Source organism: Parendozoicomonas callyspongiae (assembly GCF_023502345.1).
In the GTDB taxonomy this organism is placed as follows: domain Bacteria; phylum Pseudomonadota; class Gammaproteobacteria; order Pseudomonadales; family Endozoicomonadaceae; genus Sansalvadorimonas; species Sansalvadorimonas callyspongiae.
Map to the genome: position 1 here is coordinate 85,814 of NZ_JAMFLX010000001.1, position 12,443 is coordinate 98,256.

Genomic DNA, 12,443 nt, shown 5'->3' on the forward strand with positions numbered 1-12,443 from the left:
CTTCTTCTAATTTACACTTGTCGTCGCGGAAACCAGATCCGGCAGCTCAGCCACCAATCTCATTCCCTGGTTGAGCTGCCCCACTCCTTTGGGAGTTCCTGTAAGAACTATATCCCCAGGCTGTAACGTAAAATGCTGGCTGATATAACTGAGAAGGGCCAAGATACCGGTCAGCATCTGAGCACTATTACCATCCTGCCTGATTTCATCATCAATGGTGAGCCGAACGGCTATATCATCTAGCTGAATATCTTTTGTATAGGAGACAAACTCAGAGACAGGACAGGCTCCATCAAATCCTTTAGCAATTTCCCAGGGGTGCCCTTTCTCCTTCAGGCAGCTTTGCAAATCCCGTAAAGTCAGATCAAGGGCAACGCCTAACCCACCAATTCCTTTTTCTGCTTCCGTTTCTGAAACTCTGGTTAGTGGCTCGCTGATCAGAAGAGCTATTTCTGTTTCATAGTGGATGGAATCCTGCCTCAGCTGAACCGGCTGATTCATCGGCACCAGCGATGTTGCAGGTTTCATAAAAAGAAGGGGTTGGACAGGAATGGGGTTATTCAGTTCCTTGGCATGTTCAGCGTAATTGCGCCCTACACAGACGACTTTCCCAACAGGTAAATCAATAGTCGAACCATCAAACCACTGGTGTTGATACCCCATAAGTCTCACCTGCTTGTCTTTATCATTATTTCAAACGGCTATTATACAGCCACTGGCAGCACCACTGAGAATAATAACTGCACGGAAACTTCATCAGGGCAGAGAGAAACTGAACACAAGATAGTTCACAGCTATTCCACTCAACGTAAGGGCTGGTCTATGATGAAAGGGCGATCTGGTGGAGAATAACTATGAGTGAACAGCTTCAGGCCCATATCCAGAACCTGCACGATATACTCGAAGGCCAGCCGGTCGACGAATGCACTGCCGCATCCCTAAAACAGATAACCACTGAGATTGAAATCGCTCTTGCTCAGGCCGATGGTACGATTCCAGAAAATGCTTATAACGAAGCCCTGGAACAGGAAGCCGTGCGTTTCACTGAAGATCATCCGGCCATTGCCCAGATTATACGTCAGATAATGAATACTCTGGACAATATTGGCATCTGATAAGAACAATGAGGGGGAGGGCACGCAAGTGCCCATCCAATAATATCTAGCTATATGAGCTAGGCACTTTTCTTTAACTGCATGGTTGCAGTGCATTCCCTAAAGTGATCCAGAAAAGCCTGCATAACCTGAGATTGATAAGCACCCGACTTGGTAATGAGATAAAAAGGAGACTCATAACAGAGTTGCTCAGGCATAAGTGGCTTTAGTTCACCCCGCCTGACCCAGCGTTCAGCATAATGAGTAGGAAGAAAACCAATATACCGACCAGTCATTACTAAAAGTGCTTCCGCTTCCATATTATCAACCACCGCCGAAGCAGCATCGGCCTGCAAAAGCCTTAAGTCCACTTCATGTCCATAGCCATGAACGATAATACGGCTCTGACTGATCTTTTCTTTTGTCACTTCACCATCAAACAGGGGTGCCCAATTCCACAATAAACATTGTGGCGTTCAGTAAAGATCTCTTCGTAAGTGATGCCTAGAATTTTTACCGGAAAAGGGCTAATCGCGGTGTGCATCCAGCCAACCAGCCATCCAGCCATCCAGCCATCCAGCCATCCAGCCATCCAGAACATGCTGCTCAAGTTCATGTGGTGAATGAACTTCAATATCAATGCGCACATTTTCTGCCAGATGATTAAAACGCCGGATGGCATCAACAAAACGAAACTCTGCATTGGTAATCGTATTATCGATCAATCCGATTCTTAACTCGCCCTGTAGAGTTTCTGTTAAACCAGCAGCTTCCAGCCGAAATTCTTCAACTGAACGCAATAACTGCAATGCTGCCTTGTAAGCTCTTTCACCAGGCTCTGTCAGACTGAAACCCGCACGACCTCTTAAACAGAGCTTTACCCCCAAGCGGGTTTCAGGCCTGTTCATATATTCGCTTATTGTTGACTGTCTCAGATTTAAAACAGATTGCGCAGCGGAAAATCCGCCACAGTTAACAATGGTGACAAATACACGAAGTAATTTTATATCGGCATCCTGCACCTGCTTCATTCATCACAATTATTCAAAGTCATCATTTTTTGAATGCAGTTAAATAATGTCTTATATCGATTAACCACGAATTAAGCATCATTACTGCGATATTTTACCGATGCATATCTCTCGATACATTGATCCAGCCTTAACAAATGTCGTGATTAAGTAATCAGCCGTAAGTGGAGATGCCGTTCTTGAGCCATGGAAATGGCAAGGAATTTTAAAAGCCTTGGTTTGCCAGGGCTTTTTTATTAATCGAAGATTTTACCTGGATTCATTATTCCATCTGGATCAAAGACTTTCTTAATCCCTCGCATCAAATCAATTTCAGCTTCACTGCGGGTATAAGTCAGATAATCTTTTTTCAGCAAGCCAACACCGTGCTCGGCAGAAATGGAACCAACATACTCCTGCACAATTTCAAAGACCCACTTACTTACGTGATTACACTTTTGCAGAAACTCTTCAGTTGAGAGTGAATCAGGTTTGAGTATATTCAGATGCAAATTGCCATCACCAATATGACCAAACCAGATAATCTCGAACTCCGGATATTCACGATTAACTACGTTATCAATCTCGGCAAGAAACTCTGGAACCTTGGAAACGACAACAGATATATCGTTCTTGTAAGGCGTCCATCGGGTTATGGTTTCGCTGATAAACTCCCGGCATGCCCACAAATTCTGCAACTGGGAAATACTCTGACTCATCACGCCATCCAGAACCCAGCCCTGTTCCATACAGTGCTCGAACAACTCCATAACCGTATCGGAAATGGCTTCGCTGGTGTTCTCAAACTCAAGCAAAGCATAAAAAGGGGTTGGCGTATCAAATGGTCGCTGAACCTGGCTGTGTTCAACAACTCGGGATAACGCCTGCTCGGAGAAAAACTCAAAGGCAGTCAGATCAACCTTTTGCTGAAAGGCTTTCAAAATGGACATCACGCCATTCATATCTTCTGCTCCCAGCATAAGAGCAGTCAGGTTTTCCGGTGGGCGCGTTAACTTCATTGTTGCTTCAACAATAAACCCAAGCGTTCCCTCTCCACCAATGAAGAGCTGGCGGAGATCATAGCCTGTGTTGTTTTTAACAAGACCGCCATTTAATTCCAGAAGTTCACCAGTTCCTGTAACAACCTTTAACCCAACAACCCAGTCGCGGGTCATGCCGTAACGAATCACCTTTATGCCACCAGCATTGGTAGCAATATTGCCGCCAATCTGGCTGGAACCGCTTGAGGCAAAATCGACTGGATAGAATAGATCCTTCTCTTCAGCAAATTGTTGTAGCTGCTCAGTGATAACACCCGGCTCACAAACAACAGTTCTATCGATGGGATTGAAGTTACTGATCTTTTTCATTCGGTCAAAGGCGACCACTATTTCGCCATTCGTCGCCACGGCGGAAGCACTTAATCCCGTTCTTCCCCCGGATGGAACCAGTCCAATCTGGTTTTCTCGGGCAAATCGAACAACAGCCTGAACTTCCTCAACAGAAGAGGGCAATACTATTGCCAGGGGTGCAGGTGTGTGAAAGCGAGTCCAGTCACGGCCATACTGCTGAAGGGAATCAGAATCAGTCAGAACTCGCGCCGGGGCCACAGCAGTTTCGAGGTCTTCTATTAACTTCAACGGCTTATGATTCATTATTCTTTCACTGTCCGAACTTCGTCAGACCGATTGTACGCATTTACCGAAGTTTTTTCCCTCCCATTTCGTATCGCTATGGTAATATGACAATCCCGGAGGGGGACCGGTCTATAAACACAACCTCAAATATTGAAAAGAATTAATTTAATAAGCAGTCAGGACTAGAGAATGACCACAACTTCACTCGAAAAGAGCAAGATTCGTTTTTTGCTTCTCGAGGGCGTGCATCAGTCTGCAGTCGATGCACTGCAGGCTGCCGGCTATCACAATATTGAATACCTGAAGACAGCACTGCCGGATAATGAGCTTAAGAAAAAGATCTCGGATGCGCATTTTGTGGGTATCCGCTCCCGGACCCAGTTAACCCGTAACATCTTCGAAGTTGCCGAAAAACTTATCGGAGTCGGGTGTTTCTGCATCGGAACCAACCAAGTTGATATTGGGGCCGCAACAGAGTTTGGTGTCCCTGTTTTTAACGCCCCTTATTCCAACACCAGATCAGTAGCTGAGCTGGTGTTAGCTGAAGCGATCCTGCTTGCCAGAGGCATTCCCGAGAAGAATGCTTCCGCTCACAGGGGCGGGTGGATGAAAACCGCCCAGAACTCTTATGAAGTTCGGGGTAAGAAACTGGGAATTATCGGCTACGGCAATATTGGCAGCCAACTGAGTGTTATGGCGGAATCCCTTGGAATGGAAGTCTGCTTCTACGATATTGAAACCAAGTTGCCTCTCGGTAATGCGACACAGATCGACCGCCTGGATGATCTCCTGACCACAGCGGATATTGTCACACTTCATGTCCCGGAAACCCCTGCAACCCAGTGGATGATTGGAGAGCATGAACTTTGCGTGATGAAGAAAGGCAGCATCCTGATCAATGCAGCCCGAGGTACTGTTGTTGATATTGAGGCACTGACGCGCTCTTTGAAAGACAAACACCTTCTTGGTGCGGCTATTGATGTATTCCCGGAAGAACCACACTCCAACAGTGATGAATTCATTTCTCCACTGAGGGAGTTTGATAACGTTATTCTGACCCCTCATATTGGTGGCAGCACGCTGGAAGCCCAGGCCAACATCGGCAAGGAAGTTGCCCATAAGCTGGTGCGTTACAGTGATAATGGTACATCACTGTCGTCTGTAAACTTCCCGGAAGCATCACTTCCTGCACATGATGGCAACCACCGTATCCTTCATGTGCATCATAATATTCCCGGCGTTCTAAGCCATATCAACCAGATCTATTCAGATGACAATATCAACATCAGTGGTCAGTACCTGCAGACCAATGACAAGATCGGTTATGTGGTCACAGATGTGGAAGCTCAGCACAGTAAGAATGTGATTGAGCGCCTGCGCGAGGTTGAGGGAACAATCAGGTGTAGGGTTCTTTACTAGCGTCTGTAAAAACGAAGACCGGACTACCGGTCTTCGTTTAATTCATCCCAGACAGTGTCCGCCTTCTGGATATGACCACTCACATCATCCAGCCAGCGCTTTTCGACCGACGGGTTGTGATTAAGATAGAGCGCACCATCAACAATCTGCCAACTTCTGGGATTTCCTCTGTACAGCATTTTTCTTGCCGATACAGCCCAGGCACAGTGGCCACCATATCGTGGAGCGTATTTCTCCGGATTACTCTTAAACAGATCCATATTCTGCATTGAAGCAAACCGCCAGTTCGCCCCCTGCCAGCGGAAAGTAAACTTTCTCAATCCTTTCAAAGGCTTACCTTCCGTAAAATAGGCCACAGCATCATAGCCACCTACAGCAGCATTACCCAAAGCTGTTGTATGAAAGCGTTCTGCAGCCTGCACAGCGGCTGAAAAGCCAGCTGCCAGTAAAAATATGAAGAGAGCTCTAACCCATCTGGCCCTGCTCATGTGCCTTTCCTCCCTGAAAGCACCTGAATCTAAGGTTAGCCTCCAATTCTGCTCTACCCCAGAGCCATACGGTTTAACGCCTGAATTTCGTCACTCCAAATGATCTCATCAATGGTTTCCAGCACCATAGGGACACCATCAAAGCGGGAGTCTCCCATGATATAGCCAAAACAGTCCCAGCCGATTTCACCTTCTCCAAGGCTGTGATGACGATCCTTTCTGGAGCCAAATTCCCCTTTGGAATCATTGATATGCATGCCTTTGAGGTACTTGAAGCCAACGACTTTCTCAAACTCAGCAAATGTCTTCTCACAGGCTGCGGCGGTTCGAAGGTCATAGCCAGCAGCAAAGGTGTGGCATGTATCCAGACAGACACCAACCCGGCTCTTATCTTTCACGCCGTTAATAATCCATGCCAGGTGCTCAAATTTCCAGCCAAGATTGCTGCCCTGACCAGCTGTATTCTCGATAACAGCAATAATTCCATCCGTCCGATCCAAAGCCAGATTGATGGACTCAGCAACTCTTTCACAACACTCTTCTTCAGAAATTGAGCGCAAATGGCTTCCTGGATGAAAGTTCAGACGGTCCAGCCCCAACTGCATACAGCGTTCCATTTCATCAACAAATGCAACGCGGGATTTTTCCAAAGCCTCTTCTTCCGGATGCCCCAGGTTAATCAGGTAACTGTCATGGGGAAGAACCTGTTCCGGAGCAAACCCATACTGCTCACACCTCTCCTTGAACAATTTGATATTCTTCTCGGTAAGAGGTTTAGCCTTCCACTGACGTTGATTCTTGGTGAACAGTGCAAAAGCACTTGCTCCCAGTTTATGGGCATTTAAAGGAGTATTCTCAACACCTCCTGCGGCGCTGACATGTGCTCCGATATATTTCTTATGACTCAAGCCCGAGCTCCAGATTCGATATTTTCGGGCTCATTATGCCTGACTCCTGCATAATTTCTTCAAGGTCATTTCGATGGGAATCTTATAACTGACATCCTTGTTATGAACTGGCCTGGATCTCTCTTAATCAAACTGATACTGATAAGGATTCCCTAGAGATAGATATGAATAAAATAACACTTGGTGCTTCTATATCTCCTGGCATGTCACCAGTAGTCCCTAAAGAGGTAACAGATGAAGAGCTAGACCAGCAGTTTGATAGTCTTCCTAAGGGGTGTTCCAGAAATCGAGGTTTTTCGGTCACAAATAGTAAAGGAGTGACTACTGACTGGGATGCTAACCTGATAAGCCTTAGTTATAACTCACGGCATATCCTTGATGTGGTAGCCGCCCGTGCCCCTATCAAGAATTCTTTTGATTTGTTCTGGGATCTTGTCAGACAAAACCCTGCTTATCTCATTAATCTTGCCAGCAAGGATGGGGCTAATTATCTGAGCCATACCCACTCCGAAAATGCCAGTGAGTGTTCTTACCGAAACTTGGTTATTTCTGAAAGCACATACACTGCATCACCGAGTTCCAATATTCCCGTATACAGTAGAACTATTGAATTCTCACCCAGTACCAAATCTTCCGAGAGAGTAACAGTACCATCTCTTGAAGTACTTAACTGGCCTGGTCAGAAAGGGCTTATGCCAGCAGATCTACACTTTCTGGTACTCATTCTTCAGGCTACCTGCTGTAATTTCATAAGCCCTGGGGTTATTCATTGCCACTATGGCATAGGAAGAACTGCCACTTTGATTATTGCTATGGCTTTGAAAACTCTTTCAGATAAAAAAATCCTGACTAAAGAAAATCTGGAAAATGTCCTTAGAGAGCTGATCACGTATGGTAGGGAAACCCGAGACAAAAAGTTTGTAGAAAGTGCCCATCAATACAGATCACTCTACAGATATGGCCTAACACTATGCTCCGGTCTACTGCCCAAAACATTTAAATCTTACAGTCACCAAGCAGCTCTCTAGCCGAGCAGCCAGGATTATTTCCCAGCGCATTAATATCTATATATTTCAACTCTTCCCGATGAATAGATGTACTCTGTCCGCTGATTGCAACCGGTCTTCTCAAAATACGGGCCAACCGGGGAAGTTCCCGCTCAAGGGTCTCTCTGTGCAAAGCTTTATCACTGCTTAAAAGAACCGCATCACACTTAGAGCGAATAGCTGTTATACCAATATCGTAAAGTGACATCCCGGCCGGAAGTAACCGGGCTCGGCCGGCACTTTCACAGACAGATAAAGCCTGCAGCCAGCTGTAGAGTTCATTCTCATCTTCCAGGCAGTTAGCGCAAAGAATCAGGGGGCCCTGGTTTCTCTGAGATGCGTGATAGATCCGTGAGCCAACTGCAATTCGAAAATAGCTGTACATGAACCCCTGCTCCATGCCCATCACTCCCTGAGACTGCCACTCTCTGGACAGCAGGTCGATAACAGGTCGAACCAATCTCTCTGTGACAACTTCCACGGGATAGAGTTTTAAGGCAGAGCTATAAAGCGTATCAAGATGGGGTTCATCAAAACTTCTTACAGCGTCAATAAACTCTTTTCGCTGTTTGCTCCATTCTTCATCGAGATCAACATCAGCATCACTGGAAGATTCATTGAAATTATCCAGTTCCTGATGCAACAGTGCTTTTACTTTCCCGACAGGGACTCCTCTATCCACCCAACCGGTTATTGTTTTAATGAGAGCGATATGGTCACCGCTGTAGAGCCGATGCCCCTTTCCTGTTCTAAAAGGAATAATCAGTCCATATCGTCGTTCCCAGGCCCGCAGGGTTACCGAGTTAACGCCCGTAATCCGGGATACTTCGCGAATAGGATAGAACACACCTGTCTCAACATCCGCAGGTGCATCTGTCTTTGGCATTAAATGGTATTCCTCAAACCCAGCTCTTCAGGGTGAGGCTGGAGATAAACCTGATCCTTCACATACTGGCTTCCATGAATATTCAGAAAGTGCCGCAGCATGGTGACAGGAACAACCAGGGGAATCTGGCCAATGCGATACTGCTCTATCAGTTCAAGCATGGTGTGTCGGGACTCATCACTTAGAGTCTTCTTCATATAGCCCAAAAGATGCAGCATCACATTCGTATGGCTCTTGCGATTTGCCCGCTGCTTCAAAGTATCCATAAACAGCTGGATATACTCTGAAGCTGTTTCTTCAACTGGCTTTTTCTTTCCTACGGAGACCATCTGCCCGAGTTTTCGGTAATTCTGGGGACTGTGGGCCATAAGGATATATTTGTACGCAGAGTGATAAGCCACGAGACCGGCATATGTGGAATTGTCACGCATCTCTTGTTGCCACCGGTGCCATGCGATAACCCGGGTAAAAAAGTTGTCCCTTAAAACAGAATCATGGAGGCGGCCTTCTTCTTCAACAGGCAGTAACGGACAGGTTTCCATCAGTGCCCGGGCATACATTCCCGGGCCACTTGCACCCAGAGGATGCCCGTTCTTGTGGTAGATCTTGACCCGCTCCATTCCGCAGCTTGGGCTGCGCTGCATCAGGATGTAGCCACTGATATCTTTATCCAGTGCTTCTCCTGTTTTATGGCCAAAGTCCAGCAGTTGCTCCGTGAAATCATTCTCTGGGTGATCCGACCCAACAACCCTGTAATCCTGATCGGGTTCTCCCACCAGTCTTATGGGTTCTCGGGGAACTCCCATGCCTATCTCAACTTCCGGACAAACGGCACGCAGGTGGAAAAACTTATCCAGAATATTGAGCACCATGCTGGAGCGTTTGTGATCACCGTTATAACGGACTTTTTGTCCAACCAGGCAGGCACTGATACCAAGGGTTATTGTTCTTTCGTGTTCCTGACGTTCTACGATAGGCATGAGTCGCGCGTCCAAAAGGTTGTACACACTAAAAATAGTGTACAACCTTTTGGGGAATGACAAAGGTCATTTACAAAGAATGGGGTTATTTACTTTCTTGAACCATCCAGCTGTTACCTGCTTCAAGGCGTTCCATTGTTAACGCCTCAAAGTTATCCACAACTGAATAACGCACAGAATCCCTGTCCAGCAGAGCTGACTGCCAAGTCTTCAACCTACTAAAACCATCAAGAATATCGACACCGAAATGACGATTATGGAGATCAACTCTCATAAAGAATGGTGCTACAGCAGCATCCACAAGACAGAAATCCTGACCGGCGAACAATGGCCCATCACTGACAGACTTTTCCAAATGTGCCAACTGCTTAGTTAATGCTTTTTGTTCTTCCTCTGCCGCATTTCTATCCTGCGCAAAGGCAACTTTGTACTGCCCCATCAACAGACTGGAGGAGAATTCAATCCAGGCGCGATGCTTTGCTTTTATAAGAGGGTCTTTGGGGTGAAGCGATGGTGGCGTAATTTCATCCAGATATTCATTAATGACAGCTGACTCAAATACCACTTCTCCCTGAGTCTTCAATACCGGAACCTTTCCAGTCGGGGATAACTCCAAAAACCAGTCAGGTTTATTACTCAAGTCAATATAAGTTATATCAAATGGAACTTTTTTCTCCAGAAGGGTAATCACTGAACGCTGAACAAATGGGCAAAGCTTAAAGCTGATAAGCTCTATGTTCTGACTCATTTTAATCTCCTCCCAGTTAGCATTTATCGGCCTAGTTTATCTCCTCATTTCTTTTTCAGTCTTTTACTTTTACAAATATCCAATACAAAAAAAGCTCAACCCTAAAAGAGTTGAGCTTTTTAAACAGGTTTTTCGATCAAGCCATGGAATGAGTTGGTTCACCAACTCCCTGGCCAGCTTTAGCTGTCATCTTACTAACAACTACATAGGCGATAACAGAAACAACACTTGCATAGATGGGAGGCTCAATCCAGCCAAGACCACCCTGAGCCATAAGAATTCCACACACCACGAAACCTGTCAGCATGGCTGCAATCGCACCTTTGGCATTACCACGCCAGAAGGCACTGATAAGCAGGGGACCAAGGAGTGCAGCATTCAAAGTGCCAGTACCGATAATGGCAATCAGGTTCAGCATGTATGGAGGGGCAAATGCCATCAGCAGTAAACTGATACCGCCAAACAGAACAACCATTATCCGGTTGAAAGAAAGCGCCTTCTTATGAGGTAACTTCTTGTTTGGGTTTATGGCCTTGCGCAGATCGTGTGAAATCGCGGAAGCAACTACGTGAAGCACGGAGTTAGCTGTTGACTGCATTGCAAACAGGATAAACAGAGTTATCACACCAGCAATCAGAGGTGGCATGAAATTCTGCAGGTACATGGGCATTGCATTATCCGCAATTTCAAGACCTGGCATACGAACACGCATGTACAGACCAACGATTGGCACCAGACTGAGAAGCAAAGCGACTGGGGCAGCGATCAAAGCGCACTGGTGTGCTTTTACATCAGGTCTGAACGACATCAGACGGATAGACATATAAGGAAGCACTGCGCTGAACATCAAAGTATAAGGAACCAGCATGGACATATGCCCTTTAGTTGAACCGTATGGTTCAGCTGTTGGCGGATCAATATGTGCTGGTGCAATTTCACGCAGCTTTGCGATCAAGTCCATCAGAGGAATATCGGAAAAAATCTGGAAGCAGATAACAATTGCAGAGATGCTCATGCCGGCAACCATCAGGGTGTCGGTCCAGGCAATTGCAGCCATTCCACCCAGACTGGTATAGAGCACGATAATGGCAACCATTAAAACGGCGGCAGCTTCAAAGGATATACCCAGCCAGGTTCCCCCAAGAAGGCCCAGAGCTTTCACCTGACCAACCATATATACGCTGAGTAGAACAACAGTAATGACTGATGCCAGAGCCTGAACCGTGCGCTTTTCTTTATCGGTTCCTTCATGAACCTGGGACAGGAACTCAGGAATTGTCAGACTTCCCATTTTCAAAGCACGGCGATAAAGAAACTTGGCAATAAACAGAACAGCAATAATCATGGAAAAACCAAAGAAGAAGTTTCCAAGCAGCTCTGTGGTTCCATAAGCGTATGCAGTACCGGGGGAGCCCATAAATCCCCACCCGCTGAAGCCTGTGGCAACAATTGTACCTGCACCAACAAATGGTCCCAGAGTACGACCGGCCAGCAAGAAACCACCTTCATCGGAAGATGTTTTTACAACGGTATTATTCGTCTTGAACCCCATCCATATGAGGACCATGACCGAGATGCCCAAGATGATCCAGTTAGCTATATTAGCTTCCATCTCATAGAACTCCTCAGGTGCTTTTATTCACACCTAATTCTTAGTGTTTTTTGTGGCTTTGAAGAATTAATAAAAATTGTTAGATTCTTTCTTACTTAATCTTCCCCAATTCCACCAACACCGGCGGCTTCTCGTTTGAAATAAACAACAGTCGGGAGGACTAGCTGTACAAGACCAAGAATGATAAACCAATCTATCGTCCAGGAACCTGTAATCATTTTAAATCTCCTGTTGATATTAATTGTCACTGTGCATTTATCGTTCACTGTTACCTTGTACACAGATAGTAAGTAACTAAAAAAGCATAACCACAATTTTTTGGCTGCAAACTAATCAATTAGGCTCATTCAATTAATAATCCTGTTTTGAGTTCATATTTGTTCTGCAATTAAAACGACAACTATTTGCTAAATCCAACATTAATTTGCCTGATTAAATATACAAATTTAGTCATTGATTCAGATCAAACTAATCACCAGCGAATAACGTTTAGTGTTTTCATCAAGCATTTGTTGAACCTGTTATTTCTACGCTCTTTTTTAGTTAGCAAGGGTTTCTATTGCTTTCTAAACACAAGGTCATCTTATTAATTTGAATAGCCAGAATGTACTGGTG

Annotated in this window: 14 protein-coding genes; 3 read left to right on the plus strand and 11 right to left on the minus strand. The window is 45.6% G+C overall.

Annotated features, from left to right (window positions below):
* Nucleotides 1–6 precede the first annotated feature (6 nt).
* Nucleotides 7–663, minus strand: a complete 657-nt coding sequence (locus tag M3P05_RS00350; protein WP_249697235.1) for a fumarylacetoacetate hydrolase family protein — start codon at nucleotides 661–663, stop codon at nucleotides 7–9.
* A gap of 191 nt (nucleotides 664–854) precedes the next feature.
* On the opposite strand from M3P05_RS00350, the gene M3P05_RS00355 reads away from it, so the two are divergent.
* Nucleotides 855–1,115: a DUF4404 family protein gene (locus tag M3P05_RS00355; protein WP_249697236.1), complete on the plus strand. Its 261-nt coding sequence runs from the start codon at nucleotides 855–857 to the stop codon at nucleotides 1,113–1,115.
* 59 nt (nucleotides 1,116–1,174) lie between these two features.
* On the opposite strand, the gene M3P05_RS00360 is transcribed toward M3P05_RS00355, so the two are convergent.
* The 3 genes from M3P05_RS00360 to M3P05_RS00370 form a co-directional block, all read right to left on the minus strand.
* Nucleotides 1,175–1,522 (minus strand): LysR substrate-binding domain-containing protein, encoded by a 348-nt coding sequence (locus M3P05_RS00360; protein ID WP_249697237.1) that lies wholly within the window; start codon nucleotides 1,520–1,522, stop codon nucleotides 1,175–1,177.
* A gap of 99 nt (nucleotides 1,523–1,621) precedes the next feature.
* The gene (locus M3P05_RS00365) at nucleotides 1,622–2,125 is read right to left on the minus strand and encodes a LysR family transcriptional regulator (RefSeq protein WP_249697238.1); all 504 of its coding nucleotides are present in this window, start codon (nucleotides 2,123–2,125) and stop codon (nucleotides 1,622–1,624) included.
* Between the two features lie 236 nt (nucleotides 2,126–2,361).
* Nucleotides 2,362–3,759 (minus strand): FAD-binding oxidoreductase, encoded by a 1,398-nt coding sequence (locus tag M3P05_RS00370; RefSeq protein ID WP_249697239.1) that lies wholly within the window; start codon nucleotides 3,757–3,759, stop codon nucleotides 2,362–2,364.
* Nucleotides 3,760–3,930: 171 nt separating this feature from the next.
* Between M3P05_RS00370 and serA the strand changes: the two genes are divergently transcribed.
* Nucleotides 3,931–5,160 (plus strand): phosphoglycerate dehydrogenase, encoded by a 1,230-nt coding sequence (serA, locus tag M3P05_RS00375; protein ID WP_249697240.1) that lies wholly within the window; start codon nucleotides 3,931–3,933, stop codon nucleotides 5,158–5,160.
* Between the two features lie 23 nt (nucleotides 5,161–5,183).
* Here the strand turns inward: serA and M3P05_RS00380 are convergent, their stop codons facing one another.
* Nucleotides 5,184–5,648 carry a YHS domain-containing (seleno)protein gene (locus M3P05_RS00380; protein WP_249697241.1) on the minus strand — a complete coding sequence of 155 codons (465 nt, stop codon included), beginning with the start codon at nucleotides 5,646–5,648 and terminating at the stop codon, nucleotides 5,184–5,186.
* A 53-nt stretch (nucleotides 5,649–5,701) separates the two neighbouring features.
* Nucleotides 5,702–6,556 carry a deoxyribonuclease IV gene (nfo, locus tag M3P05_RS00385; protein ID WP_249697242.1) on the minus strand — a complete coding sequence of 285 codons (855 nt, stop codon included), beginning with the start codon at nucleotides 6,554–6,556 and terminating at the stop codon, nucleotides 5,702–5,704.
* A 164-nt stretch (nucleotides 6,557–6,720) separates the two neighbouring features.
* Here nfo and M3P05_RS00390 point away from each other — a divergent pair, with 164 nt between their 5' ends.
* Complete coding sequence (locus tag M3P05_RS00390) at nucleotides 6,721–7,584, plus strand: protein-tyrosine phosphatase family protein (protein ID WP_249697243.1); 864 nt, start codon at nucleotides 6,721–6,723, stop codon at nucleotides 7,582–7,584.
* Here the strand turns inward: M3P05_RS00390 and M3P05_RS00395 are convergent.
* From M3P05_RS00395 to M3P05_RS20855, 5 genes are all read right to left on the minus strand, one after another.
* Entirely contained in the window at nucleotides 7,553–8,488 is a 936-nt protein-coding gene (locus tag M3P05_RS00395) for a MerR family transcriptional regulator (protein ID WP_249697244.1), read from the minus strand. The genes M3P05_RS00390 and M3P05_RS00395 overlap by 32 nt on opposite strands.
* Nucleotides 8,488–9,468 (minus strand): YbgA family protein, encoded by a 981-nt coding sequence (locus M3P05_RS00400; protein ID WP_249697245.1) that lies wholly within the window; start codon nucleotides 9,466–9,468, stop codon nucleotides 8,488–8,490. Before M3P05_RS00400 ends, M3P05_RS00395 begins: the two co-directional genes overlap by 1 nt.
* An 85-nt stretch (nucleotides 9,469–9,553) precedes the next feature.
* On the minus strand, nucleotides 9,554–10,216 hold the full coding sequence (locus M3P05_RS00405) for a glutathione S-transferase family protein (RefSeq protein ID WP_249697246.1): 663 nt from the start codon (nucleotides 10,214–10,216) through the stop codon (nucleotides 9,554–9,556).
* Between the two features lie 136 nt (nucleotides 10,217–10,352).
* Nucleotides 10,353–11,828, minus strand: a complete 1,476-nt coding sequence (locus M3P05_RS00410) for a sodium:solute symporter family protein (protein WP_249697247.1) — start codon at nucleotides 11,826–11,828, stop codon at nucleotides 10,353–10,355.
* 95 nt (nucleotides 11,829–11,923) lie between these two features.
* Nucleotides 11,924–12,046 carry a hypothetical protein gene (locus tag M3P05_RS20855; RefSeq protein ID WP_283777617.1) on the minus strand — a complete coding sequence of 41 codons (123 nt, stop codon included), beginning with the start codon at nucleotides 12,044–12,046 and terminating at the stop codon, nucleotides 11,924–11,926.
* Nucleotides 12,047–12,443 lie beyond the last annotated feature (397 nt).